This is a genomic window from Agromyces chromiiresistens, from assembly GCF_029167465.1.
In the GTDB taxonomy this organism is placed as follows: domain Bacteria; phylum Actinomycetota; class Actinomycetes; order Actinomycetales; family Microbacteriaceae; genus Agromyces; species Agromyces chromiiresistens.
In genome coordinates this window covers 802074-827949 of sequence record NZ_JARFNL010000001.1, presented here as the reverse complement: position 1 = coordinate 827949, position 25876 = coordinate 802074, and the positions used below count along the sequence as shown (strand labels likewise).

Below are 25876 nucleotides of genomic sequence, written 5' to 3'. Positions count from 1 at the left end.
CCCGCGTCGGGCCGTCACGGGCCGACGACGACGGATGCCTCGGAGCGACGCGCGCCCGAGGCATCCGTACTCGTGGAGCGGCGGTCAGATGCCCTGCCAGGCCGGCTTGTTCGCCCAGGCGTGCCGGTAGTAGTCGAGGTTGGCGAGCCGCGATGCGGCCGCGGCGTCGACGATCACCGTCGCGTGCGGGTGCAGCTGGATCGCCGATCCGGGCTGGCTCGCGGAGACCCCGCCCTCGACCGCGGCGGCGACCGCCTCGGCCTTGGCCTCGCCGAAGGCGAGGAGCACGAGATGCCGCGCCCGCAGGATCGTGCCGATCCCCTGCGTGATGCAGTGCATCGGCACGTCGTCGGGCGAGTCGAAGAACCGTGCGTTGTCGATGCGGGTCGGCTCGGTGAGCGTCTTGACGCGGGTGAGCGACGCGAGCGACGAACCCGGCTCGTTGAAGCCGATGTGGCCCGTGCGGCCGATGCCGAGGATCTGCAGGTCGACCCCGCCGGCCGCGGTGATCGCGGCCTCGTAGTCCGCGCCCGCGTGCTCGATCGTCGCCGGGTCGCCGTTCGGCACTCGCACGAGCTCGGGCGTGAGGCCGAGCGGTTCGACGACTTCGCGGGTGATGACGGCCCGATAGCTCTCGGGGTGGCCCGCCGGGAGCCCCACGTACTCGTCGAGCGCGAACCCGCGCACGCCCCGCACGTCGATCGACTCGGCCGAGATTCGCGCGGCGAGGGCGCGATAGCTCGCGAGCGGGGTCGAACCGGTGGCGAGCCCGAGCACCGCATCGGGCTTCCGCCTGATGAGCGAGACGATCGCGTCGGCGACGAGCTCGCCGGCGGCCTCGTCGCTGTCGACGATTACGACTTCTGCCATTGCGCTACTCCAACCAGGGCAGCGCCCACTGCCGCTGCCGGGAAACCGAGGGGGATGACCTGGACCCGCTCAGCGAGATCCAGTGAGGCGAGGAACGCCGAGTCGGCGGCCCACTCGTTCAGGATACGGCGCGTGCCGACGACGAGCGGGTCGCCGAGCGCGGCGAGCCCCCCGCCGATGACGACGTCGTCGACGTCGGCGGTCAGCACGAGGAGCCGCACCGCGGCGGCGACGCCCCAGAGGAACCGCTCGCGCACCCGCACCGCCTCGGCGTCACCGGCCTCGGCCGCGTCGAAGAGTTCTCGGGCGGGCAGCTCGGCGAGGGTCGGCCAGGTTCTCGCGATCGCCGACCCCGACGCGAACGTCTCGAGGCAGCCGCGCTGCCCGCACCCGCACCGATCACCGGCCGGATCGACCGGGATGTGCCCGATCTCGCCGGCGACGCCGTGCCCGCCGCGCAGCAGGCGCCGGCCCTGCACGATGCCTGCGGCGAGACCGGTGCCGAGGTTCAGGTAGGCCATCGACCGTTCGCCGACGACGCCTGCGTCCGCCCGGTCGTCCGTGCGGCCGAGCAGGTGGTGGGCGCCGAGCGCCGCGGCCTTGACGTCGTTCTCGATGCGCACGTCGATGCCCAGCCGGTCGGCGAGCCGCGCGCCGAGGTCGAGGCCCTCGAGCCCGAGGTTCACGGCGTGCGCGACCCGACCCGTCTCGTTGTCGACGGCTCCGGGGATGCCGATGCCGATCGAGGTGAAGGCGCCCGTGCCGAGCCCCGAGACCTCCGCCATGCGTTCGACGGTGCGCAGGGCGGTCTCGACCACCGCGTCGGCGCCGAACCCGGTCGGCATGCGCACCTGGTCGCTCAGTTCGCCGCCGTCGCCGATCGCCACTGCGGCGGTCTTCGTACCGCCGATGTCGATGCCGAGCCGCACGACGCCACCGAGGCTCACCGGGCCGCCAACGGCGCGAGTGCGCCGTCGACGAAGGCGAGCACCGCATCGCCGACCAGACGGGAGGCCCCGAAGGTCGCGACGTCCGCATAGGCGCGATCGTGCGACGGCCAGCCCATGTCGATCGTCACGACGTCGTCGCGCACGGCGCGGAGCGCGTCGATCGCGGCGCGGGCGAACGCGTGCCGGTGCAGGTCCTTGCCGACGACGAGCACCGAGCCGGAGAGGGCGGCGGGGTCGGCGAGTCCGGACCCCTCGGCGAGGGGGACGATCTCGGCACGGCTCAGCCACGACGGGCGCTCGGCGACCGCCTCGGCCGCGAACGGCCCCCACGGCGCGACGCCGATGGCGATGTTCGCCACCGTGTCGACGCGGATCACCGTGCCGATGCCCGACGTTCGCGAGAGGCGTTCACTCGCGTCATTCGACACCTCGAACGCCCCGACCACGCGGGCGATCTCCTCGTCGTCGTGGGCGGGCTCGATCACATCGGGCGCGGCGGGGCCCTCGGGCACCGCCGGGGCCGTGGCCCCGAGGGCACGCACCCGTGCCGCGGCGTCGCGAACCCGATCGACCGGGAGCCGGCCGGACGCGATCGCCTGTGCGACGGCGTCGACGATCTCGCTGATCTGGGCGTCGGTGTTGTCGGCGCCGATGCACAGCAGGTCGCAACCGGCGGCGAGGGCGCGCACAGCGGCTTCGGGTATGCCGTGCACGCCGCTCGCCCCCTTCATGTCGAGGGCGTCACTCACGATGACGCCCTCGAACCCCAGCTCCCCGCGGAGCAGGCCGTGCAGAATACGCGGGGAGAGGGTGGCCGGGTTCTCCGCATCGAGCTGCGGGATGAGGATGTGCGAGGTCATGATCGTGCGGGTGCCCGCCGCGATCGCCGCCTCGAACGGCGCGAGCTCGCGATCGCGCAGCGTCGCGAGCGGCACGTCGACGACCGGAAGCGCGAGGTGCGAGTCGGTCGCGGTGTCGCCGTGCCCGGGGAAGTGCTTGGCGCTCGCGGCGATGCCGGTCTGCTGCAGGCCCTCGACCCATGCGGCGCTGTGCCGCGAGACGAGCGCCGGGTCGGCGCCGAAGCTCCGCACGCCGATCACCGGGTTGTCGGGGTTGGCGTTCACGTCGACGTCGGGCCCGAAGGTCACCGTGCAGCCGGTCGCGGCGAGCGCACGACCCACCTCGGCCGCGACCCGACGGGTGAGCTCGGGTTCGTCGATGCGGCCGAGCACGGCGTTGCCGGGGAACGGCGCCCCGCGGTCGTAGAAGAGCCGGGTGACATCGCCGCCCTCCTCGTCGATCGCGATGACGGCCTCGGGGTTCGCCTCGCGCAGGCTCGCGTTGAGCGCGCGCAACTGCTCGGGGTCGACGACGTTCTCGCCGAAGAGGCAGATGCCGCCGAGGCCGGCGCGCAGCCGGGCGAGCACCCACTCGGGGGCCACCGGCCCCACGAATGCGGGAAGCAGGGTCGTCAGGATGTCCCGGTGCAGCGCCACGGCATCACCGGTCTGAGTGGCGGCGCTCATCCCTTGACGGCTCCGGCCACGAGGCCGCCGACCATCCGCCGCTGCACGAACAGGAAGAAGATCACGACGGGCAGGGTGATGAGGGTCGAACCGGCCATGACGGCGCCCCAGTTGGTCGCCTCGGTCGCCGACTGGAACGAGTTCAGCCACGGCGGGAGGGTGAGGTTGTAGCCCTTGAGCAGGAGCAGGGCCATCAGGAACTCGTTCCAGCTCTGGATGAAGGCGAAGATGCCGGTCGAGACGAGCGCGGGCGCCATGAGCGGGAAGGTGACCTTCCAGAATGCCTGGGCCTTGGTGCAGCCGTCGATCATGGCCGCCTCCTCGAGCTCCTCGGGCACGCCCTTGACGAAGCCGCGCAGCGTCCAGATCGTGAACGGCACGACCGCGGCGAGGTGCACGATGAACAGGCCCAGCAGGGTGTTCATGAGGCGCCAGTCGTCGATCATGTTGTAGATCGTGAACATCATCGCCTCGCCCGGCACCATCTGCACGACGAGGACCGCGACGATGAAGAACACCCGGCCGCGGAACGCGAAGCGCGAGAGCGCGATCGACGCGAGGAAGGCGAAGACCGCGCCCACCACGACGACCGCGACGGCGACGATGATGCTGGAGCCGAGCGCGTGCGGGAAGTCGGTCTGGCCGGGCGCCGCCTCGCGGGTCCATGCCGTGACGTAGTTCTTGAACGTGAAGTCGAGCGGCAGCAGGCTCGGGTTGCGGCTGATGATCTGGTTCGAGGGGGTGAACGACATGTTCACCATCCAGTAGACCGGGAAGATCGAGCACACGATGATGACGAGTGCCCAGGCGTTGAGGCCGATGCGGCCGAACAGGCCCTTGCGGCGGCCGGCGCGCCGGCCGAGGCGGCCGCCGTCGCGGATCGTGGTGGCGGCGCGCGTGTCGGCCGCGACCGACCCGGGCTCTTCGGCGAGCTGCATTCCGGGACTGATGCTCACAGCTCTTCCTCGTCTTTCAGGGAGTTGCGGACGTTGAAGTAGGAGATGCTCATCAGCAGGATCATCATGAACACGCCGATCGCGGCGGTCGTGCCGAACTCGCCGATGCCCTGGCGGAACAGGTAGGTCGGCAGCACGTTCGTCTCGCTCGCGAGGCCGCCCTGCTGCTGCAGGGAGTACACCTGCGTGAAGATGCGCAGGTTCCAGATGGTCTCGAGCACGAGCACGGCGGTGATGACGTTGCGCATGTACGGCAGGATGATGAGCCGGAACCGCTGCCAGGCGCTCGCGCCGTCGAGCGACGACGCCTCGATGACCTCGTCGGGCACCTGGCCGAGGCCCGCGTAGAAGGTGATCGCGGCGAAGGGGATGCTCTGCCACGTGACGATGATGACGAGCACCATCATGAACGACCACGGGTTCTCGAGCCAGCCGTGGCCGCGCCAGTCCTGCGTGCCGGTGATCGTGTTGAGGGCCCAGTTGACGACGCCGTAGTCGGTGTCGAACATCCAGCCCCAGACGACGGTCGCGGCCAGCGGCGGCATCGCCCAGGCGAACAGCAGCGCGATCGAGACGGCGAGGCGCCAGGCCTTCGAGAGCTTCGTCAGGGTCAGCCCGATGAGCATGCCGAACACGACGATGAGCACGGTGAGCACGACCATGAGGCCGAGGCTGCGGGCGAGCACCTGGGGGAACTGCGAGTCGGTGAAGATCTCGAGGTAGTTGTCGAACCCGACGAAGTCGGGCGCCGTGCCGAGCATCTTGTTCTTGATCTCGAGGTTCGTGAACGAGGTGATGAACATCACGATCGTCGGGTAGACGACCATCACGATGAGGAGGGCGATGCTGGGGCCGAGCAGCGCCCAGGGCGCCCACGGCAGCGGCTTCTTCTTGCGGGCGCCTGCGGAGGAGCCCTTCGGGGGACGGGGTGGTCTGGTGGTCGGCGTGCGCGGCGCTGCGTCAGGCTCGGTGAGGGTTGCGCTCATGGCTGCTCCTCTGGGTGACCGCGAGGGGGACGCGGGTATGACTGATGGTACGACTCGCGGCACCGGCGCCGCTCGATCCGCTTCCGGCCGTGGCCGGGCAGAGGAGCGGGGGCGGAGCTGTGTGGGACTCCGCCCCCGCGGGGCTCAACAGGCTAGCTGTTGAGGATCTCCTCGATCTGCTTGTCGAGGTCGGCCGCGATAGTCGGCACGTCGCCACCCTGGGCGATCTTCACGAGCGCCTCCTGGATGATCTGCGAGGCCTCGACCTCGGCCCACTTCGGAGTGGTCGGGGTGACCTTCGAGTTCTCGAGCGCGGTGGCCTGGGCCTTCGCGATCGGGGTGTCGGGCAGCGACGACGCAGCCGCCGTCAGACCCGGGGTGAGGCCGCCCTCGGCGAGGAGCTTCTGGTAGCCCTCGCCCGCCATGATGTCGAGCGCGGCGCGAGCCTGCTCGGGGTTCGCGCTCTTCGTCGCGACGGCGATGTTCGAGCCACCGGCGAAGATCGGCGCGGTCTCACCGGCCGTGCCGCCCGGGAGCGGGAAGGCCTGGAGGTCCTTGCCGTAGGTGTCGGGGCAGCCGGGCGCCTCGGCGTCGGCCGGAGCCGTGATCGACCACTGCACCCACGCGGGTGCCGAGAGGAAGAGGACCTCACCGGCGCAGAACGGCACCTGCGGGTCGGTCTCGTCGCCGTCCTTCGGCGCGTTCGACGCCTTGAGGTAGACCTGCTGCAGCTGCGTCAGGCCCTCGATGCCGCCCTCGCTCGAGAAGCCGGCCTTCCACTCGTCGCCCTCCTGCTCGGCGATGAAGCCGCCGTGCTCCCAGACGTAGGGCAGCGCGTTGTACCAGTCGCGGCCCGGAGCCCAGATGCCCGAGACGGTGTCGGTCTTGCGAGCCTCGCCCGTCGCGACGTACTCGTCGAGCGTCGTGGGGAGGGCGGTGTCGCCGAGGACCTCGGGGCTGTAGAACACGATGCGGCCGCCGGCGTAGTACGGTGCGGCGTAGAGCTCGCCGTCGTAGGTCGCCGAGTCGACGAGGCCCGGCAGGTACGCCGAGCTGTCGAAGTCGTCGAGCGGGAGGAAGAGGCCCTGGTCGGCGAAGCTCGCCGTCTGGGTGTTCCCGACCTCGACCACGTCGGGCGAGTCGTTGGACTGGAGCGCGGCGGCGTAGGTGTCGCTCACGTCGGCCCAGGTCTTCTCCTCGACGTTGAGGGTCCAGCCCTTGTTCTCGGACTCGAAGGTGTCCTTGAGGTAGGCGCGGGCCTCCTTCGGGGTGTCGGTGCCGACGACCCAGACGGTGATCTCGCCGCCGTCGGCGGAACCGTTGTCGCCGCCACCGGTGCTGCAACCGGCGAGGGTCAGGGCAGCCGCGGCACCGAGGGCCACAATGCCGAGTTTCCTCATTTGTCGTTTCCTTTCATGGGGGTTGGGCTGGCAGCGGGGGTTCGCTGTCACCCTTGGTGCGTGGAGTCCCTCACGAGACCCCGAGTTGTCCGGAGAGGACCATGACGGCCGCGCCGCGGAGGACGACGTCCTCCGCCTGCTCGGACATCCGGAGCCTCAGATCACGGTTGAGCACCGCCATCGTCCGCTGCCGGAGGGTGTCGACGGTCGCGTCGTGGAACGGGCCGTCGAGCAGTTCGGCGGGGCCGCTGAGCACGACCTCCGTCAGATTCAGTGCGCCCACCACGGGCGCGAGCACGATGCCGAGCCGACGCCCGGCCTCGCGCAGGATCTCGTCGCGCGCGGCCTGCACGGCGGCGGGCTCGCCCGCGAGCGAGTCGAGCTGCTCGGTCAGTCGCGGAACGGCGAGCCAGGCTTCGAGGCATCCGTCCTTGCCGCACGCGCAGCGGGGGCCGCCGTCGGTGCCGACCACGACATGGCCGATCTCGCCGGCCGCGAAGCCGCCGCCGATGACCGGGCGGCCGCCGACGATGAGGCCGGCGCCGACACCGTGGCCGATCTTGATGAGCAGGAGGTCGTCGAGCGGGGTCGCGCCGTGCTCGGCGAGCACGGCGACGTTCGCGTCGTTCGCGACGTGCACGGGCAGTTCGGTGCGGGCCGCCAGCCGGGCCTGCAGCGGCAGGTCGAACCACCCGAGGTTCGGCGCCGACCGCACGACGCCGAGCGGGTCGACGACACCGGGCGATCCGACGCCGATGCCGAGCACCGGCGCGGTCGCGAGGCCGAGCAGGCGCTCGACGATCGACTCGACGAGTTCGACGGCCTGCTCGCCGGTGGCGCCGGCGCGCTCGAGCGAGACCCGCTCGAGGATGGTGCCGTCGAGGGCGGTCACGACGCCGTGGAACACCTCGTGCCCCGAGAGGTCGAGGCCGAGGATCTGGAACGCGGCGCGGTCGACGTCGATGATCGTCGCCGGCTTGCCGGGCCGGACGCCCTCGCGCGGGCCGAGCTCGACGACGAGGCCCTCGGCGATGAGCTCGGCGACGAGGTCGGAGACGGTGACCCGCGTCAGCCCGGTCTCACGTGCGACGTCGGCGCGGCTCTGGCCGCCCGCCGTGTAGAGGGTCTGCAGCACGAGTGCGCGGTTGTGGCTCCGGGCGTGCTCGGGCAGCACCTTGCTCGTGGGCCGCAGGGCGCGCGAGCGGGTGAAGATCGGCGCACCCGCGAACGGAACGGTGAGCAGGTCGGAAGCCGCCACCGAGGTGGTGTGCGTCGGCTCCGCGGTGACCGGGCCTCGCTGCGTTTCCGTTGCAGTCACGTTTGTTAGTAAACATTACGAACAAACCTCGCGCAAGTGTTCGCCCGGATTTTCTCGGCCCGTTACCGAGTTGTGACGGTCACCGGACGGGCGTCGCTCAGGCCGCCTGACGAGCGGGGGCGGATGCCTCGGCGCGGGCCTCGCTCGCGGCATCCAGACGGCCGCCGATGGCGCGCAGCGCCGCGAGGATCGTGACGAGGTCGACCACCTCCTGCAGCAGCGCGCCCACGGTCGCCGGAATCACGCCGAAGGCCGCGACGAGCATGAGCGCGACGCTCACGACGATGCCGATCCAGATGCTCTGCAGTGCGATCCGCACGGTGTCGCGGCCGATCTCGACGGCCTTCGCCGTGCGCGAGATGTCGTCGACGAGGATCACCGCCGACGCCGACTCGCTCGCCGCCGTCGCCCCCTTCGCGCCCATCGCGATGCCGACGTCGGCGGCGGCGAGCACCGGCGCGTCGTTGACGCCGTCGCCCACCATGATGACCGGCCGGGCGGCGATCGCGGCGACCTCGCGCACCTTGTCGGCCGGCAGGCACTCGGCGTGCACGCGCGCGATGCCGAGCTCGGCGGCGATGTGGTCGGCCGTCGCCTTCGCGTCGCCCGTGAGCATCATCGTGTCGTGCACGCCGAGCTCGTCGAGGCGCTCGAGGGTCGATCGCGCATTCTCGCGCAGCCGGTCGCTCGCGAGCAGCGCCCCGCCGTACCGGCCGTCGACCGCGACGTAGACGGCGAGCTCGCCGGGGGCGATCGGCGTGCGCTCGGCCTCCGGCGCGTGCGCGCGGACGAACGCGAACTTGCCGACGACGACCTCGCGTCCGCCGATCGTCGCGACGACGCCGTTCGTCGCCTCCTCGCGCGCGGCATCGGCCTCGGCGAGCGCGAGCCCGCGTTCCCGAGCCGCGTCGATCATCGACGCGGCGAGCACGTGCGACGAGTACTGCTCGGCCGACGCGACGAGCGCCAGCAGCTCGTCGTCGCCGAGTCCGCCCGCCGGGCGGACGGCGACGAGCGTCGGCTCGCCGTGCGTGAGCGTGCCCGTCTTGTCGAACACGGCCGTCTTCGCTGCAGCGAGCGACTCGAGCACGCCGCCCGCCTTCACGATGACGCCGTTGCGTGCGGCGCGGCTCATGCCGCCGATGAATGCGACCGGCGCCGCGATGAGCAGTGGGCACGGGGTCGCGAGCACGAGCACCTCGGCGAACCGCACCGGATCGCCCGACAGCCACCAGGCGACGCCCGCGAGCGCGAGCGAGAACAGCGTGAACGGCACCGCGTACCGATCGGCGAGGCGCACGACGGGGGCCCTCGACTCGGCTGCGCCGGCGACGAGCGCGACGATCTGCTGGTACTGGCTGTCGGCGGCCGTCGCCGTCGCCCTGATCTCGACCGCCGACTGGCCGTTCACCGAGCCGCTCAGCACTGCGTCGCCCGCGCGCTTCTCGACCGGCACGCTCTCGCCCGTGATCGACGACTCGTCGAACGCCGCCTCGTGCGAGCGCAGCTCGCCGTCGACCGGCACGATCTCGCTCGGGCGCACGAGCAGCACGTCGCCCGCGACGACCCGGTCGACCGGCATCTCGACGAGTTCGTCGCCCTCGAGCCGGTGCGCGAGCTGCGGCGACCGGGTCAGCAGGGCGTCGAGCTCGCGCTTCGCGCGGCGGTTGGCGTAGTCCTCGAGCGCCGCTCCCCCGATGAGCATGAGCACGACGAGCAGTGCCGCCACGTACTCGCCGACCAGCACCGTCGCGAGGATGGCGGTCACGGCGAGGATGTCGAGTCCCCAGTGCCCGCGCAGGATGTCGCGGACCATCAGCACCGCCTGCCACGCGGCGACGGCGAGCGCGTACGCGCTGAACAGCCATTGCACGGCGACGCCCGCTCCGGACAGCGCGAGCACGATGCCCACGAGTCCGATCGCGAGCGTGAGCGTGACGACCCAGTACCGGCGGGCGAGCTTCACGAGGCGAGCCATGCGTCCCATCCTCCCCCGTGCGGGCCGCGAACGCGACGAAGGGGCGGATGCCCGGGAGCATCCACCCCTTCGTCCATTCGTCGAGCGCCGCGCGGGCGGCCGGCGGGACCTACGCGCCCAGGCGCGCCTTGAGGTTCGCGTCGATCGTGTCGAGGAACTCCTCGGTCGTCTGGTACCCCTGCTCGGGGCCGACGAGGAGCGCCAGGTCCTTCGTCATCGCACCGGACTCGACGGTCTTGATGACGACGTCCTCGAGGGTCGCGGCGAACTCGATGAGCTCCTGGTTGCCGTCGAGCTTGCCGCGGTGCGCGAGGCCGCGCGTCCAGGCGTAGATCGAGGCGATCGGGTTGGTCGAGGTGGGCTTGCCCTGCTGGTGCTGGCGGTAGTGACGGGTGACGGTGCCGTGCGCCGCCTCGGCCTCGACGACCTTGCCGTCGGGCGTCGCCAGCACGCTCGTCATGAGGCCGAGCGAGCCGAAGCCCTGCGCGACCGTGTCGGACTGCACGTCGCCGTCGTAGTTCTTGCACGCCCAGACGTAGCCGCCCTCCCACTTCAGCGAGGAGGCGACCATGTCGTCGATGAGACGGTGCTCGTAGGTGAGGCCGGCGGCGTCGAACTGCTCCTTGAACTCGGTGTCGAACACCTCCTGGAAGAGGTCCTTGAAGCGGCCGTCGTACGCCTTCAGGATCGTGTTCTTCGTCGAGAGGTACACCGGGTAGTTGCGGGCGAGGCCGTAGTTGAGCGACGCGCGCGCGAAGTCCTTGATCGACTCGTCGAGGTTGTACATGCCCATCGCGACGCCCGACCCCGGCGACTGGAAGACCTCGAACTGCTGGGGCTCCGAGCCGTCCTTCGGGGTGAAGGTCATCGTGAGGGTGCCCTCGCCCTCGAAGCGGAAGTCGGTGGCGCGGTACTGGTCGCCGAACGCGTGACGGCCGACGACGATCGGCTTGTTCCAGCCGGGCACGAGGCGCGGGATGTTCGAGATGATGATCGGCTCGCGGAAGATCACGCCGCCGAGGATGTTGCGGATCGTGCCGTTGGGCGAACGCCACATCTTCTTGAGGCCGAACTCCTCGACGCGGGCCTCGTCGGGGGTGATGGTCGCGCACTTGACGCCGACGCCGTGCTTCTTGATCGCGTTGGCCGCGTCGACCGTGATCTGGTCGTCGGTCTCGTCGCGCTTCTGGATCGAGAGGTCGTAGTACTCGAGGTTCACGTCGAGGTACGGGTGGATGAGCTGGTCCTTGATGGCCTGCCAGATGATGCGGGTCATCTCGTCGCCGTCGAGCTCGACGACCGTGCCTTCAACCTTGATCTTGGACAACGTGGATCTCTCCTTGGATCTCTCGGGGAATCGAGGAAGTCTCGTAGGGCGGATACGCCGCCTGCCAGCTTACCGCGTCACGCAGATATCTCGACATCGAGACAAACCCGGATGCCTCGTGCATGCGTGATGCGACCGCTCGGGGTCCGCTCGGGGTCGGCTCGGGGTCATCCCTGCTACCCCGGTGCGCGATCGACGGGTTAGCCTTGGCGCATGGCTGAGCTGAGACTGGAAGAACTGTCCGCCTCGAACATCGTGGCGGCGAACACGTTGTCGCTGAAGCCCGGCCAGGAACAGTTCATCGCACCCGTCACCTACTCCGCAGAGGCCTCGGTCGTGAATCCGCAGACCGCGTGGCAGCGCGTCGCCCTCGACGCCGACGAGAAGGTCGTGGGCTTCATCCACGGCAACTTCGACCCCGAGAACCCGCACGAGGAGTTCCGTGCGTGCATCTGGCGCATCAACGTCGACGCCGAGGTGCAGGGCAAGGGCGTCGGCCGGTTCCTCGCGACCGCGCTCGCCGAAGAGGCGAAGCGCCGCGGCTTCGACCGCATCACGGTGCTGTGGGAGCCGGGCGAGCTCGGCCCCGAGAAGTTCTTCCACCGGGTCGGCTTCGTCGACGTCGGCGAGACCCAGTACGGCGACATCATCGGGGCGCTCGAACTCTGAACGAGTTCCCGGGGCACGTCGAGGGGCCGGCCGCGGGCTTCGTGGAGGCGGTGCTCGCCGTCGTCGCCGACATCCCGCCGGGGTGCGTCGCCACCTACGGCGACGTCGCCGCGCTGCTCGGTTCGCGCGGCGCCCGCGCGGTCGGGCAGGTGATGGCCAGGTACGGGGCGGATGTCGCGTGGTGGCGCGTGATCCGCGCCGGCGGTCGCCCGCCGTCGGGCCACGCCGAGCGCGCCCGCGAGCACTACGACCGCGAGGGCACGCCGCTCATCGCGACCCGCGACGACGACGGCTACCGCGTCGACCTCGCCGCCGCGCGCTGGCGCCCCTGACGACCGACGCCGTCATCGCCGCTCCGATGCGCGCCGCCCCTGTGCGTCGGCGCCGCTCAACCGGCGGCGGGTGACGGCACCGGGATGCGGATCGTGATCGTCGTGCCGGCGCCGCGCGGGCTGTCGATCGCGAGGTCGCCGCCGACGGCGTCGACCCGGTCGGCGATGCCGAGCATGCCGCCGCCGTCGGGCGCGGCCCCGCCGACGCCGTTGTCGCGCACGACGATCTCGAGCACCCCGTCGACGAGGTGGGCGCGCACCCACGCGCGCGTCGCCTGCGCGTGCTTGGCGATGTTCGCGAGCGACTCCGCCACGGCGAAGTACGCGGTCGACTCGACGACCTCGGGCAGCCGCCCCTCGGCCTGGACGTCGATCTCGACCGGCACGGGGCAGCGCCCGGCGAGCTCGGGCACGGCGAGCGCGAGACCGCCCGACGAGAGCAGCGACGGGTGGATGCCGTGCGCGAGTTCGCGCAGCTCCTTGAGCGCATCGTTCAGCATCGCGATGTTGCCGTCGAGTTCGACGCCGAGCGGCTCCATGCCGCGGTCACGGGCCTGGTTCGCGGCGAGCCTGAGTCGCATGCCGAGCGAGACGAGGCGCTGCTGGGCGCCGTCGTGCAGGTCGCGCTCGATGCGGCGGCGCGCCTCGTCGCCGGCCTCGACGATGCGGGCTCGCGACTGCCGCACCTGATCGAGCGTGCGCTCGATCTCCGACCGGAGCCGCCCGTTGTCGACCGAGAGGCGGAGCGCGCTCGACACGCCGTCGAGCAGGCGCATGTTGTCGGTGAGCACCCGGTCGTGGCGGATGAGTGCGATCGGCATGCCGGTCGGCGAGGCGACGGGCAGCAGGCCGTGGTCTCCGTGACGGTCGGCGGGATCGTGCACGATGGGCTCGCCAGAGGCATCCGCGTACCGCCCGCGCTCCTCGTCCCACCAGTACACCCGCACGGAGGCGTCGCGCAGGGTGCGGGCGAGCGACTCGGCCCAGAGTCCGCGGTCGGCGCCCTCGCGCGTGATGCGCATGAGGTCGGCGACGCGGGCACGCATGTTGCGGGTGTGCGCGATCCCCGCGACGAAGCTCACGGGGATCGACGCGATGGCGACGAGCGAGACCGTCGCGAGCACCTGGTCGGCGGTGCCCGACGCCGCGTACGTGACGGCCTGCGCGGCGAGCGTCGTCGCCCACGCGAACAGCGCGAGGGGCATGAGGAAGGCGACGGTGCGGGCGGGCACGCTGCCGCGCACCCAGCGAACGAGCAGGCGCGCCGCGATGACGAGGGCGAGGAGCACCCCGACGAGCCGGTACCCGATGTCGATCGCGGCGTACAGGACCGGCGCTTCGCCCACCGCGTACGGGTTCGGTGCGCACGAGCAGATCTCCTCCGGCGGCTGCGCGAGCAGCACCGTGCCGAGCAGGAACACGAGCGAGGCGCCGAACGCGATGCCGGCGACCCAGCGCGCGAGGCGCCCGTCGAGGTCGCCGCGCGGGTAGAGCAGCACGAGGACGCCCGTGAGCACCCCCCACCAGAGATGCACGCCGTAGAGCAGCGGCCACAGCCAGCCGAGGCCCTCCACGACGCGGAGGAACGGCACCGGGATCCAGAACACGGGGAACAGCACCATGAGCCGGGCCGGCACCCGCGACGGCCCGATGGCCCAGGCCACGCCCGCGCACGCCGCGAACACGAGCGGCACGATCGCGTGCAGGGTCGTGTAGCCGACCTCGGGGCGTTCGGCCGCGGGGGTCGCGACGAAGCCGGCGACCTCCATGCCGAGGCTCAGCGCGACCACGATGCCGATCGTGATGCTGCGCCTGATGATCCGGCCCTTGCGGCCGGGCGCCATCACCTCGCGCCGAGGAGCGTCAGCACCGCGAGCACGCGCCGGTGGTGCTCGGGTGACTCCTCGAGGTCGAGCTTCTGCAGGATCGACCGGACGTGGGTCTCGACCGTCTTCAGTCCGAGGAAGAGCGTCTGCGCGATGCCGCCGTTCGAGTACCCCTGCGCCATGAGCTCGAGCACCGAGCGCTCGCGCTCGGTCAGGCGCGACAGCGGATCATCGGCCCGGGTGCGGTGCACCAGCTGCTCGACCACCTCGGGGTCGACGACCGATCCGCCCGAGGCGACCGTCTCGACCGCCCGCACGAGCGTCTGCGGCTCGGAGACCCGCTCCTTCAGCAGGTAGCCCGTGCCGCTGCCCGCGCCCATGACGCGGAGCGCGTACTCGGGGGTCGCGTACATCGAGAGCAGCAGGACGCCGATGGTCGATCCGCCCGCGCGCAGCTCCTCCAGCGCGAGGATGCCCTCGTCGCGGAAGCTCGGGGGCATGCGGATGTCGAGCACTGCGGCGTCGATGCCGCCCGCCCGTACCGTCTCGACGAGCTCGTCGCCCGTGCCCACCGAGGCCACGACGTCGAGGCCGCCGCCCTCGAGCACCTTGGCGATGCCCTCGCGCAGCAGCAGCGCGTCGTCGGCGATGGCCACCCGCAGCGGCCGGGATGCCTCGACCATCGCACCTCTTCTCGTTTCGCCGATCCGGACCGCAGGGAACGAACCGGTCTGAAGGCGCGGATGACCGGACCGGTCGCCCCCGCCTGACTCGACCGTAGCGCGTTCGCGCGCCGCGCCGCGCCCCCGATTCAGGGGGTACCCGGATCCGGTCGGGGCGAGGGTGTGGCAGGCTGCCCGGGCGACGTGCGCGCCGCCGGAGGATCAGGGTCAGCACCTGATCGTTTTCGTGGGCGGCCATGACGCGGCGACCGCGACCGTGCGCGACACTTCCGGCATGTCCACGATCGAGCGCCTCCGAATCTCCCCCGCCGCGGGCCACCGCGTGGCCGGCGCCCGTCGGCGCACCTCCTCCGCGACGACCGCCACCGCCCCGATCTCCGACCGCCTGCTCGCCCTGCGGGGTGAGCTGCCGGAGGCCGGCCTCGTCGTGTCGACCCGGTCGCTGCAGGACCCGGCGGGCATCCGGGCGGCCGACGCGTTCGGCGCAGCATTCGCCGTCGACTCGCACCGCGAGATCGACCGCCTCGAGCGCGAGCGCGTGACGATCGGCCGGTGCCTGCACGCACGGCCCGCCGCCCCCGTCGCCGAGATCACGGGCGCGTACCTGCGCGGAGTCCGCCTGTTCGTTATCGGCGGCCCCGACGAGCTCGCGAACTTCCGGGAGCTTCCCGAGGTCGCGGTGCTCGTGCGGCTCTCGTTCGGCGGCGTCCGGCGTCACGACCGCGGCGTCGCCCCGCGCGCCGCCGCACGCACCGTCCGCGCCTGCCGGGCGGCGGGGATCCGGGTGGCCGGGTTCACCCTCCAACTCGACGGAGTCGCGCATCGGCGCGGACGCAGGATCCGCAGGACCGTCGCCATCATGCGGCGGCTCGAACGCGGCGGGCTGTCCGCCTTCGACACGCTCGACCTCGACCTCGGCGGGCTCGACGCCCGCCACGAGGCATCCCGCGCGCGACTCGGCCGCGACCTGCACGCGGCGGTGCGCGGAGCCGCTCGGCGCTACCGGGTCGTCGCCCGGCGCGCGGCCTGAGCGCGTCGACGCGAACGGGAACGCCCCGCACCCGTCACCGGGTGCGGGGCGTTCCGCGAGCAGGGCTGCGGCCGCTCAGACGAGCGAGTCGCGCCACGCGGCATGCAGCGCGGCGAACCGCCCCTCGCCGCCGATGAGGTCGACGGGCGCGCCGTCCTCGACGATGCGGCCGTGCTCCATGACCAGCACCCGGTCGGCGATCGCGACCGTGGAGAGGCGGTGCGCGATGATGATCGCGGTGCGGTCGGCCAGCAGCTTCGTCAGGCCCTCCTGCACGAGTCGCTCGCTCGGGATGTCGAGCGAGCTCGTCGCCTCGTCGAGGATGAGCACCGCCGGGTCGGCGAGGAACGCGCGCGCGAACGAGATGAGCTGGCGCTGCCCCGCGCTCACGCGCCCGCCGCGCTTGTTCACGTCGGTGTCGTACCCGTTCGGCAGCCCCTCGATGAACTCGTGGGCGCCGACCGCCATGGCCGCCCGCACGATCTCGTCGAACGTCGCGTCGGGCTTGCCGAGCGCGATGTTGTCGGCGACCGAGCCGGAGAACAGGTACGCCTCCTGCGTGACCATGACGATCGCCCGGCGCAGGTCCTTCGGGTGGAGCTCGGCGAGCGAGACCCCGTCGAGCGAGACGACGCCCTCGCTCGGGTCGTAGAACCGGGCGATGAGCTTCGCGAGGGTGGACTTGCCGGCGCCCGTCGAGCCGACGAGCGCGATCGTCTGGCCGGCCGGGATGTCGAGGTCGAACCGGGGCAGGATGCTGCGGCCCTCGACGTACGAGAACTCGACGTCGTCGAACCGGACCCGGCCCTCGGCGTTCCAGAGGTCGACCGGGTGGGACGGGTCGGGAACGCTCGGCTCCTCCTCGAGGACGCCCGAGATCTTCTCGAGCGCCGATGAGGCGGACTGGTACCCGTTGTAGAACATCGCGAGGTCCTCCATCGGGTCGAAGAACCGCTTCGTGTAGAGCACCGCGGCGAGCAGCACGCCGACCTCGAGGCCGCCGTCGATGACCCGGAATCCGCCGAGCACGATCGTCACCGCGACCGCGGTGTTGCCGATGAGCGCGAGGCCCGGGTTGAAGACGACGAAGAGGCCGAGCACCTTCGCGTTGACGTCGCGGTAGTCCTCGACGAGGCCGCCGAACTCGTGCTCGTTGCGGCGCTCCTTGCGGAAGGCCTGCACCGCGCGGATGCCCGTCATCGTCTCGACGAACTGCACGATGAGCTTCGCCGACGCCACCCGGGAGCGGCGGAACAGCGACTGCGACCGCACCTGGAACCACCGGGTGAGGATGCCGAGCGGGATGAGGGCGACGAGCAGCACGAACCCCGAGGGCGCGTCGAGGATGAACAGCATGATCGCGGTGAAGACCATGTACATGAGGCCGCGCACGAGCAGCGTGAGCCCCTCGTCCATGAGCTCGCGGATGGCATCGAGGTCGCTCGTCTGCCGCGAGATGATGCGCCCGGAGGTGTAGGTCTCGTGGAACTCGAGCGACAGCTTCTGCGTGTGCAGGAACACCCGCGTGCGCAGGTCGATGAGCACGGCCTGGGCGACGCGCGCCGACAGCCTGATGTACGCCGAGATGAGGAACGCCCCGACGAGGCCGGTCACGAGGTAGGCGACCCCGGCGAACGCCGCGGGCATCCAGTCCTGCGCCATGAGCGCTGGGATGCCCTGGTCGATGCCGTACGCGATGATCGCCGGGCCCGCGACCTGCGCCGCCGACGAGACCACGACCGCCGCCGCGGTCAGCCACAGCTTGCCCGTGAGCGGTCGCAGCAGCGACCCGAGCAGACGCCGCGATCGGACGCGGATGTGTCGCGACTCGGCCTTCGAGTACTGGTCGCGCTCTTCGCCCTGCACGCCGGTGACGCTCATGATGCGGCCTCCTCTCGTTCGAATTCGGATGCCTCGTCGGCATCGCCCCCGTCAGCCGGCCGGGACGCCGGCGAGGGGTGCGGACGCGACTCGAGGTCGCGGCGCTCCTCGTCCTCCAGGCTCGAGATGACGAAGCGGTAGTGCTCGCTCTCGCGGAGGAGCTCGGAATGCGTGCCGACGGCCGTGATGCGACCCGCCTCGAGGAGGGCCACCCGGTCGGCGAGCATGACCGTCGACGGCCGGTGCGCGACGACGAGCGCGGTCGTTTCGGCGAGCACCGCGCGGAGCTCGGCCTCGACCTTCGCCTCGGTCGCGACGTCGAGCGCCGACAGCGGGTCGTCGAGCACGAGCACCGCGGGCTTCGCCGCGACCGCACGGGCGAGCGCGAGCCGCTGGCGCTGGCCGCCCGAGAGGCTCATGCCCTCTTCGCCGACCTTCGTGTCGACGCCGTCGGGGAGGTCGTACGCGAAGCCGGCCTGGGCGATGCGCAGGGCCTCGTCGAGCACCCGCTCCGCCTCGGCGCGCACGTCGGGGTCGTCGCCGGCGAGCTCGGGCCGGCCGAGCAGCACGTTCTCGCGCACCGACGCGCTGAACAGCGTCGCGTCCTCGAACGCCATCGCGATGTGCCTGCGCAGCTCTTCTCTCGTGAAGGCGCGCACATCCACGCCGTCGAGGGTCACCGAGCCGCCGGTGACGTCGTAGAGACGCGTCGTGAGCGCCGTCATCGTCGTCTTGCCGCAGCCGGTGAGGCCGACGAGCGCCATCGTCTCCCCCGGTTCGACGACGAGGTCGACGCCGTCGAGCAGGTCGCCGAACCGCTCGGGCGAGTCCTGGTAGCGGAAGTGCACGCCCGTGAACGCGAGCTCGCCGCGCGGGCGGTCGACGTGCTGCGGGTCGGCCGGATCGACGATCGTGTTCTCGCTGTCGATGATGTCGAAGAACCGGTCGGTCGCCGTGCGCGCGTCGAGCGCGAACGCGAGCATGAAGCCGATCGACTCGATCGGCCACGCGAGCACCGTCGCGGTCGCGAAGAATGCGACGAGCTCGCCGACCGAGAGCTGCCCGTTCGCGGAGAGCCAGATGCCGACGACGAGGCAGAGCGCGAGCGCCACGGTCGGCACGACCATGATCCACACCCAGATGTTCGCGTCGAGGCGCGCCTTCTCGATCTCGGTCGACCGCAGCGACTCTGCCTGGGCGCGGAAGCTCGACAGCGCGAACTTGCCGCGGCCGAACGCCTTGAGCACGCGGATGCCGTGCACCGACTCCTCGACCGCGGTCGCGAGGTCGCCCTGCTGGTCCTGGCTGAGGCGCGACTTCTCCGAATAGCGACCCTCGAACCGCCAGCCGGCCCACCAGAGCGGCAGCGAGCAGACGAGGAAGATGAGTCCCAGCATCCAGTTCATCGACATGAGGATGCCGACGCCGACCACGATGATGACGAGGTTCGCTCCCGTGAGCACGAGGCCGAAGCTCAGCCAACGGCGGATGAGGCCGAGATCGCTCACCGCGCGCGAGAGCAGCTGGCCGCTCGGCCAGCGGTCGTGGAAGCTCACCGGCAGGTCCTGCAGCTTCGCGTAGAGCGCGTTGCGCATGCGCGCCTCGACCTTCGTGCCCGGGCCGACGACGAGCCAGCGGCGCAGTGCGTAGAGCAGTGACTCGGCCGCACCGAGCGCGAACACGAGCAGCGCGAGCGGCACGATCGCCGAGGCGTCGCCGTCGGCGACCGGGCCGTCGACGATCTGCTCGAAGACCTGCGGGATGGTGAGGGCGATGAGCTGCGCGACGAGCGCCGCCGCCATGCTGGCCATGAACGCGGGCATCGCGGGCCCGGCGAACTCGCGCAGGCGCCAGAGCGCGCGCACCGCGCCGAGTCGCTCGGGTGTGGGCTGTTCGGACAAGGACGGGTCCTCTCGAGAGGGGTGGCCGCGGGCTCGGTCGACGAGCCTCTGCGGCGGAAGGATGGAAGGTCGCGACGCACTCGGCGTCGATGCGCGGACGGAGCCGCGGAGCGCGGCAGGCGGAGCCTGCGGGGCGTGCGGGCGGCGCTACCCGGCGGACTCGGCGGGTGCGGGCACGGCCCCGACGAGCGAGGATCGGGTGCGGGCAGCACCACCGGCCGCGGGGCGGGCGTGGATGTCTGTCTGCATGATGTCCTCCTGCGTCGTCGTCTTCGAAACCTTCGTGGCCGCGCAGTAGGGCGGCGTCGGCCAGCCTTACAGACTAGGACCATTTCGCTGTGGCGTGCAAGACCGTCCTCGGGAGTAGGCTGTGCGGATTCGTCGTCACGCGGGCTCGCGTGCAACCGCTCTCCCCTTCGGTGGCGCGCCCGGCCCTGCACCGCCCGCGTGCCCGGACCCGATTCGATGAGGAGCGCGCGTGGGAGCAGCACGTACGGCATTCGCTCGCGCGAACGCCCGGATCGGCGTGCTGGCCGGCATCGCAGCCGTGGTGCTCCTGCTCTCGGGGCTCGGCAGCGCCGTCATCGAGTCGCTCGCAGGATCGGCCGCGAGCGGCCTGCGCGACGGCGTCGCCGCCGCCGCGGGCTCGAGCGGCGCGACGCGCTGGCAGATCCGCCTCGCGAGCGACGCCGAGGCGCAGTCCGACGAGGCGGCCGCGGTGCTCGACCGCATGATCGTGCCGCACGGCGCCGCCTGGGAACGCAGCGTGCAGACGATGCCCGTCGCGGCGACCGCGGGCGACGCGACGTTCGGCGCCGTGCTGACCGCGGACCCGGCCGTGCCCGGGCGCGCCGAGCTCGTCGAAGGCGACTGGCCGGCCGACGCCGCGACGTCGGGCGACGCGGTGCCGACGGCCGTGAACGCCGCCGCCGCCGAGGCGCTCGGGCTCGAGACCGGCTCGACGGTCGCGCTCGACGGCGGGATCGAGCTCGAGGTCGTCGGCCTCTGGCAGCCCGAGGACGTCCTCGATCCGAGGTGGTTCGGCGAACCCATCGTCTCGACCGGCTCGGCCGCCGGCGGCTCCGGACCGTTCCTCGTCGACGAGCCGGCGACGGTCGGCGTGCCCGCCGCGGCGATCGTGCGGTGGACGGCAACGGCCGACCCGGCGATCGCGGTCGACGAGGCCGCCGCGCTGCGGGCGGTGCTGCCCGACGTCGAGCCCGCCCTCCGCGACCAGCCCGACATGGGCGCGAGCGGGCTCAGCGCCTCCGGCGGGCTCGGCGGCACGCTCACGCGACTGCTCGCGGGCATCGGTGCGGTCCGCGCACTGGCGCCGGTGCCGGTGCTGCTCCTCGCCATCACGGGGTTCGCCACGCTGTGGCGCCTCGCGGCGCTGCTCGGGGCCGCACGCCGGTCGGAGACGGTGCTGTTGCGGGCGCGAGGCGCTTCGGCGACCCGGCTCGCCCGCGACACCGCGCTCGAGGTGCTCGCGGTCGGCGTGCCCGCGGCGGCGATCGGCGGTGCGGCCGCCGCACTGGTCGTCGGGCTCGTGCGCCCCGGCGACGCCCGAGAACCCGCGATCACCTGGCTCGTCGCCGCGATCGCGGTCGCGGCGGCCGTCGTGCTCGTCGCCGGCCGGGCGTTCGTCGACGCGGCCCGCCCGGTCCACCGCGGCGCCGGCGACGAAGTCGGGCGCGTACCGCGCACGGCGATCGCGGGCGGCGTGCTGCTCGTCGTCGTGGTCGCGGCGCTCTCGCTGTGGCAGTTCAGCCTCTACGGTTCGCCGCTCGTCACGAGCGCGTCGGGCTCCGTCGACGTCGACCCGATCGCCGTGCTCGCACCCGTGCTCGTGCTGTTCGCACTCGCGCTCGTCGCACTCGGTCTCTCCCGCCCGATCGGCACCGTCCTCGAGCGCGTCGCCGCGGCAGGGCCCGCGCTCGTGCCCGCCCTGCCGATGCGACAGCTCGCGCGGCGCAGCTCGCTGTTCGCGTCGGCGTCGCTCGTCGCGATGCTCGCGATCGGGGGGCTCACGCTCGCGGCCGCCTTCGCCGGGGCCTGGCAGTCGGTCGACGCGAAGGCCGCGGCGCTCGCGAACGGCGCCGAGGTGCGGGTCGCGCTTCCCGGCCGCGACACGGTGCAGGCGCCCGACCCGCTCGCCTTCGCCGATCCCTTCGGCGAGCTGCCCGGCGTCACCGTCGACGCACCCGTGTTCCGCGGCGAGGTGCGCCTCGGGTCCGATCCGGCGACGCTCGTGGCAGCACCGGCCACCGGCCTCGACGGCGCCGCCCCGGGGACCGGGCTCGCCGCCGCATCGGCAGCGCTCGCCGAATCGGCGGCCGGTGCAGGCGTCCCCCTTCCCGAGGGTGCGGCGACGCTCGAGGTCGAGGTCGGCGTCCGCGCCCCGGCCGGAACGCCCGGCGAGGTCGCGGTGAACGTCTGGCTTCTCTCCGAGGGAGGCGCCGCCTCGCCCGTCCAAGCCGGCGAGGTCGCCATCGCCGACGGCGGCGGCACGGTCGAGATCGAAGTGCCGGATGCCGCGGGCATCCGCCTGCTCGGCCTGCAGGCCGCGCTCGTCGACGCCCCCGGCGCGCGCGAGGTGCGGGTCTCGTTCGATGGCCTCGGCCTCGACGGCGAGGCGCCCTCGACCGCGCTCGCGGGCGCCTTCGACGCCGTCGAGCTGTCGGCGACGACGCCCACCGCTCGGGCCGCACTGCCGGGCGATCGCGGGCGGCTGCCCGTCGTCATCGGCGCGGCGCTCGCCGCTCGCGTGAACGCCGAGGTCGGCGACCCGCTCGACTTCCGCACGATCGTGGGCGGGGTCGAGGTCGAGGCGGTCGTCGCGGGCGTCGTGCCCGCCGTGCCGACCGCGGGATCGACCTCGTTGCTCGCCGACCTCGGCGCCCTCGAACGCGTCGCCTTCGACGCAGGCAGCGGAGTTCCGCAGTTCGGTGAGCGCTGGCTCGCGGCATCCGACCCCGGCCGGACGGCCGAGCAGATCGGACGCGACCAGAGCGTCGCGAGCGTCGCCACGACCCGCGGCGACGTCTCGTCGGCGGCCCTCATCGGCCCCGCGGTCGCCGCGCTCTGGACGGGGGCCGCCGGCGCCCTGCTCTTCGCCCTCATCGCGCTCGTCGCCCTCACGAGCGCCCTGTCGACCAGTCGGTTCGGTGAGGTCGTCGTGCTGCGCGTGCTCGGCGTCGCGCCGCGCGTGCAGGCGCGAGCCAGGTTCTCGGAGCTCGCCGCGACCGTCGGCGGCGCGATCGTCCTCGGCGCGGTCGTCGGTGCCGTGACCGCCTGGTTCACGGCACGCGAGCTCGCGAGGGCGACGATCGCCGATGCACCGTCGTCGTTGCATGCGCCGTTCGCCCTCGACTGGTGGCCCTGGCTCGCCGGCACGGTCGGATTCATGCTGCTCGCGGCGCTCGCCGCCGGCCTCGCCGCGCGCGGAGTCCGGCGGACGGCGTCGCAGCCCGGGCTTCGCGAGGAGGAGCGATGAGCGCGCGCCATCATTCGCGACTGACGCCGGCCGGGCTGCTGCGCCGGCAGTTCTTCGCGGCACCGGTCGCCTCGATCATGCTCGTGCTGCTCGTCGCCGGCGGCGCGTTCCTCGCGACGGCCGTGCCCCGTGCCGTCGCGGCGCAGCACACGGCGGCGCTCGACGAGCACCTGGCCGAGTTCCCGGCGCGCGAGCTCGACGTGTCGTCGCCGAACCGGGCGACGCTGCCCGACCTCGGCCCGTCGTCGGGCGGCACCACGCTGCCCGACGACATCGACGCGGTGTGGGGCGGGCAGGAGGAGGCGCTGCTCGGCATCCGCGAGCAGATGCCCGCGGAGCTGCACCGCGTGACCGACGACCCGCTCGCGACCGTCGTCGCCGGGCCGAACCGCGCCCTGCCCGACGGCGCCGGGCCGGGGTCGACCGACTACGAGCTGTACCTCGGCTTCGACCCGCGGATCGCCGAGCACGTCGAGCTCACGAGCGGCGAGTGGCCGACGGTGCTCGAGCCTTCCGCCACCGCGGAACCGCTCGAGTTCGTGGCCACCGAGGCGTTCGCACATGAGATGGACTGGGCGATCGGCGAGGTGCGGTCGATCCCGGTCGGCACCGACGAGCAGCCGGTCGAGCTCGTCGGCACGTTCGACGCGATCGACCCCGACGACGGATTCTGGACCCACCTGCCCGTGCCCCTCGAGCCCTCGGTCGCCTTCACCCCCGACGGCACCCTCCGCATCACGGGCCTCGGCCTCACGCACCCGAACTCGTGGCAGGCGCTCGAGCAGGCCCAGTTGCCGTCGACGCTCGAGCTCTGGTATCCGGTCGCGACCGACCGCATCCGCGCCGACCGATCGGCGGAACTCCGCACCGACCTCGACGAGTTCATGAGCGTCGCCTACCCGGTCGGGCCGGGCGACTTCCAGTACTACTTCTCGACCGTCGGCGTCGTCGGATTCTCGAGCGGCCTCGGCGACGCCCTCACCGACGCGGCGATCGCCGCCGGCGCGAGCGACGCGGTGCTCGCGACCGTCGCCTCGGGGCCGATCGGCGTCATGGTCGCGGTGCTCGTGCTCGGCGCGCGGGTCGTGTTCGAGCGTCGACGCACCGGCCTCGAGCTCGCCGCCGCGCGCGGCGCGTCGAACGGGCAGCTCCAGGGCATCCTCGCCATCGAGGGCGTCATGATCGGCGTGCCGGCCGCCGTGGCGGGCGCCGTCGCGGGCACCCTCGCCGTCCCGGCCGAGGGCGGGACGTTCGGATGGTTCGTCGCCGCGCTGTTCGCCGTGACCCCGGCGGCGCTGCTCATCGCGTCGGCTCCCTCCCTGAGCCCGCTGCGACGCGCCCGTGCCGACTTCGCTCCGCGCGGCGGCGGGCGGCTCCGCTGGATCCTCGAGGCCCTCGTCGCCGTCATCGCCGTAGCGGCGGTCGTCCTGCTCCTGCGCCGGGGCCTCGCAACGCAGTCCGCCGAGATCGGCGTCGACCCCCTGCTCGCCGCCGTGCCGCTGCTGCTCGCCGTGCTCGCGTGCCTCATCGTGCTGCGCCTCTACCCCTATCCGCTCGCCGCGATCGTGCGGGCGGCCGCGAAAGCCCGGGGTCTCGTCGCGTTCCTCGGCTCGGCGCGCGCGCTCCGCGACCCGTCGGCGGGCGTCGTACCCGTGCTGACCGTCGTGGTCGGCGTCTCGATCGCGATGTTCTCGGCCGTCCTCCTCGGCACGGTGCAGACCGGGGTCGACCGCGCCGCGGACGCGAGGGTCGGTGCCGACGCGGCGATCGTGGGCGGTCCGTTCACGCTCGAGCAGCAGGCGGCGTTCGCAGAGGTGCCGGGCGTCGAGGCCACTGCACCCGTCTATTCGACCTCGTCGATCCAGGTCGGCATCGACGGGCGGCTCCGGTCGACGACGCTCATCGTCGTCGACTCCGATGAGATGCGCGAGGTGCAGGCCGGCCGCACGGGTGCGACCCCGCTGCCCGAGAGGCTGGCGAAGACCGGCGGCGAGGCCGTTCCCGTCGTCGTCTCGCAGGTCATCGCCGATTCGATCGAGGGCGCCGACGACGTCGAGCTCGACCGCAAGCCGTGGGAGGTGCTCGAGGTCGTCGACGGACGCACCGCCTACTGGCCGCGGACGAGCTGGGTGCTCATGGACAAGGCGAACGCCGACGGCTTCGCGAGCACGTTCGTCCCCGAGCGCGTGCTCGTTCGCTTCGAACCCGGCGCCGACACCGCGGAGGTGACGGCCGGGCTCGCCGAGATCGCGGGCGCCGATTCGACCGTCACGACGCCCGGCATGGTGCGTTCGGAGCTCGGTGCCACGGCCGCGACGCAGGGACTCGTCGTGTCGCTGGTCGGTGCGATCGTGCTCTCGTCGCTGCTCACCGCCCTCGCGATCGTGCTCACCCTCGTCGTCGGACGGCCCGCGCGGGAGCGACTGCTGCCGCTCGTCGCGACGCTGGGCCTGCGTCGCCGCGGGGAGCGGGCGCTCGTGGCCTGGGAGATCGGGCCGGTCGTCACCGCGGCACTCGTCGCGGGCGCCGCCCTGGGAGCGGCGCTGCCGTTCATCGTGCTCCAGGGCATCGACCTCAGACCGTTCACGGGCGAAGACCAGCAGCCCGTCGTCGTGTTCGACCCGTGGCTGGTCAGCGCCGTGCTCGTGGGCGCGGTGATCGTCACGGGCGTCGCCGTGCTGCTCGCCGCTCGCATGGGCGGCGAGCAGAGCGCGGCCCGCGCGATGCGCAAGGAAGAGGAGGGCTGA

General features: G+C 72.4%; 18 protein-coding genes. 5 read left to right on the top strand and 13 right to left on the bottom strand.

What is annotated here, in order from left to right:
• Positions 1-84 precede the first annotated feature (84 nt).
• From nagB to PX701_RS03650, 9 genes are all read right to left on the bottom strand, one after another.
• Positions 85-870 (bottom strand): glucosamine-6-phosphate deaminase, encoded by a 786-nt coding sequence (gene nagB / locus PX701_RS03690; RefSeq protein WP_231430186.1) that lies wholly within the window; start codon positions 868-870, stop codon positions 85-87.
• A complete protein-coding gene (locus PX701_RS03685; RefSeq protein ID WP_231430185.1) occupies positions 855-1817 on the bottom strand; it encodes an ROK family protein in 963 nt (320 codons plus the stop codon). The genes nagB and PX701_RS03685 overlap by 16 nt, the downstream gene beginning before the upstream one ends.
• Positions 1814-3346 carry a glycoside hydrolase family 3 protein gene (locus tag PX701_RS03680; RefSeq protein WP_275505503.1) on the bottom strand — a complete coding sequence of 511 codons (1533 nt, stop codon included), beginning with the start codon at positions 3344-3346 and terminating at the stop codon, positions 1814-1816. Before PX701_RS03680 ends, PX701_RS03685 begins: the two co-directional genes overlap by 4 nt.
• On the bottom strand, positions 3343-4302 hold the full coding sequence (locus PX701_RS03675) for a carbohydrate ABC transporter permease (RefSeq protein WP_231430183.1): 960 nt from the start codon (positions 4300-4302) through the stop codon (positions 3343-3345). Before PX701_RS03675 ends, PX701_RS03680 begins: the two co-directional genes overlap by 4 nt.
• Entirely contained in the window at positions 4299-5288 is a 990-nt protein-coding gene (locus PX701_RS03670; RefSeq protein WP_231430182.1) for a carbohydrate ABC transporter permease, read from the bottom strand. Before PX701_RS03670 ends, PX701_RS03675 begins: the two co-directional genes overlap by 4 nt.
• A 152-nt stretch (positions 5289-5440) precedes the next feature.
• Positions 5441-6688, bottom strand: a complete 1248-nt coding sequence (locus tag PX701_RS03665; protein WP_231430181.1) for an extracellular solute-binding protein — start codon at positions 6686-6688, stop codon at positions 5441-5443.
• Between the two features lie 70 nt (positions 6689-6758).
• Entirely contained in the window at positions 6759-7931 is a 1173-nt protein-coding gene (locus PX701_RS03660) for an ROK family transcriptional regulator (protein WP_376931458.1), read from the bottom strand.
• Positions 7932-8103: 172 nt separating this feature from the next.
• Entirely contained in the window at positions 8104-9984 is a 1881-nt protein-coding gene (locus PX701_RS03655; RefSeq protein ID WP_275505502.1) for a heavy metal translocating P-type ATPase, read from the bottom strand.
• Positions 9985-10093: 109 nt separating this feature from the next.
• On the bottom strand, positions 10094-11311 hold the full coding sequence (locus PX701_RS03650; protein ID WP_231430179.1) for an NADP-dependent isocitrate dehydrogenase: 1218 nt from the start codon (positions 11309-11311) through the stop codon (positions 10094-10096).
• A 213-nt stretch (positions 11312-11524) separates the two neighbouring features.
• Between PX701_RS03650 and PX701_RS03645 the strand changes: the two genes are divergently transcribed.
• Both PX701_RS03645 and PX701_RS03640 read left to right on the top strand, forming a co-directional pair.
• The gene (locus tag PX701_RS03645) at positions 11525-11980 is read left to right on the top strand and encodes a GNAT family N-acetyltransferase (protein WP_231430178.1); all 456 of its coding nucleotides are present in this window, start codon (positions 11525-11527) and stop codon (positions 11978-11980) included.
• A 41-nt stretch (positions 11981-12021) separates the two neighbouring features.
• On the top strand, positions 12022-12312 hold the full coding sequence (locus tag PX701_RS03640; RefSeq protein WP_231430177.1) for an MGMT family protein: 291 nt from the start codon (positions 12022-12024) through the stop codon (positions 12310-12312).
• Between the two features lie 56 nt (positions 12313-12368).
• Here the strand turns inward: PX701_RS03640 and PX701_RS03635 are convergent, their stop codons facing one another.
• Both PX701_RS03635 and PX701_RS03630 read right to left on the bottom strand, forming a co-directional pair.
• Positions 12369-14156 (bottom strand): sensor histidine kinase, encoded by a 1788-nt coding sequence (locus PX701_RS03635; protein ID WP_231430176.1) that lies wholly within the window; start codon positions 14154-14156, stop codon positions 12369-12371.
• On the bottom strand, positions 14156-14821 hold the full coding sequence (locus PX701_RS03630) for a response regulator transcription factor (protein WP_231430175.1): 666 nt from the start codon (positions 14819-14821) through the stop codon (positions 14156-14158). Before PX701_RS03630 ends, PX701_RS03635 begins: the two co-directional genes overlap by 1 nt.
• Before the next feature lie 274 nt (positions 14822-15095).
• Here PX701_RS03630 and PX701_RS03625 point away from each other — a divergent pair, with 274 nt between their 5' ends.
• Complete coding sequence (locus tag PX701_RS03625) at positions 15096-15851, top strand: type III PLP-dependent enzyme domain-containing protein (protein WP_275505501.1); 756 nt, start codon at positions 15096-15098, stop codon at positions 15849-15851.
• 75 nt (positions 15852-15926) lie between these two features.
• Here the strand turns inward: PX701_RS03625 and PX701_RS03620 are convergent, their stop codons facing one another.
• Both PX701_RS03620 and PX701_RS03615 read right to left on the bottom strand, forming a co-directional pair.
• Positions 15927-17732, bottom strand: coding sequence for an ABC transporter ATP-binding protein (locus PX701_RS03620; RefSeq protein WP_275505500.1), 1806 nt, complete (start codon positions 17730-17732; stop codon positions 15927-15929).
• Positions 17729-19555 carry an ABC transporter ATP-binding protein gene (locus tag PX701_RS03615; RefSeq protein ID WP_275505588.1) on the bottom strand — a complete coding sequence of 609 codons (1827 nt, stop codon included), beginning with the start codon at positions 19553-19555 and terminating at the stop codon, positions 17729-17731. Before PX701_RS03615 ends, PX701_RS03620 begins: the two co-directional genes overlap by 4 nt.
• A 556-nt stretch (positions 19556-20111) precedes the next feature.
• On the opposite strand from PX701_RS03615, the gene PX701_RS03610 reads away from it, so the two are divergent.
• Both PX701_RS03610 and PX701_RS03605 read left to right on the top strand, forming a co-directional pair.
• Positions 20112-23129 carry an FtsX-like permease family protein gene (locus PX701_RS03610; protein WP_275505499.1) on the top strand — a complete coding sequence of 1006 codons (3018 nt, stop codon included), beginning with the start codon at positions 20112-20114 and terminating at the stop codon, positions 23127-23129.
• The gene (locus PX701_RS03605) at positions 23126-25876 is read left to right on the top strand and encodes an FtsX-like permease family protein (RefSeq protein WP_275505498.1); all 2751 of its coding nucleotides are present in this window, start codon (positions 23126-23128) and stop codon (positions 25874-25876) included. The genes PX701_RS03610 and PX701_RS03605 overlap by 4 nt, the downstream gene beginning before the upstream one ends.

Bases quoted from the DNA above. Each gene is read 5' to 3' on its own strand.
- nagB (WP_231430186.1), bottom strand. From the start codon at position 870: ATGGCAGAAGTCGTAATCGTCGACAGCGACGAGGCCGCCGGCGAGCTC.
- PX701_RS03680 (WP_275505503.1), bottom strand. From the start codon at position 3,346: ATGAGCGCCGCCACTCAGACCGGTGATGCCGTGGCGCTGCACCGGGAC.
- PX701_RS03670 (WP_231430182.1), bottom strand. From the start codon at position 5,288: ATGAGCGCAACCCTCACCGAGCCTGACGCAGCGCCGCGCACGCCGACC.
- PX701_RS03665 (WP_231430181.1), bottom strand. From the start codon at position 6,688: ATGAGGAAACTCGGCATTGTGGCCCTCGGTGCCGCGGCTGCCCTGACC.
- PX701_RS03655 (WP_275505502.1), bottom strand. From the start codon at position 9,984: ATGGCTCGCCTCGTGAAGCTCGCCCGCCGGTACTGGGTCGTCACGCTC.
- PX701_RS03645 (WP_231430178.1), top strand. From the start codon at position 11,525: ATGGCTGAGCTGAGACTGGAAGAACTGTCCGCCTCGAACATCGTGGCG.
- PX701_RS03635 (WP_231430176.1), bottom strand. From the start codon at position 14,156: ATGGCGCCCGGCCGCAAGGGCCGGATCATCAGGCGCAGCATCACGATC.
- PX701_RS03630 (WP_231430175.1), bottom strand. From the start codon at position 14,821: ATGGTCGAGGCATCCCGGCCGCTGCGGGTGGCCATCGCCGACGACGCG.
- PX701_RS03625 (WP_275505501.1), top strand. From the start codon at position 15,096: ATGTCCACGATCGAGCGCCTCCGAATCTCCCCCGCCGCGGGCCACCGC.
- PX701_RS03620 (WP_275505500.1), bottom strand. From the start codon at position 17,732: ATGAGCGTCACCGGCGTGCAGGGCGAAGAGCGCGACCAGTACTCGAAG.
- PX701_RS03615 (WP_275505588.1), bottom strand. From the start codon at position 19,555: ATGCCCGCGTTCATGGCCAGCATGGCGGCGGCGCTCGTCGCGCAGCTC.
- PX701_RS03605 (WP_275505498.1), top strand. From the start codon at position 23,126: ATGAGCGCGCGCCATCATTCGCGACTGACGCCGGCCGGGCTGCTGCGC.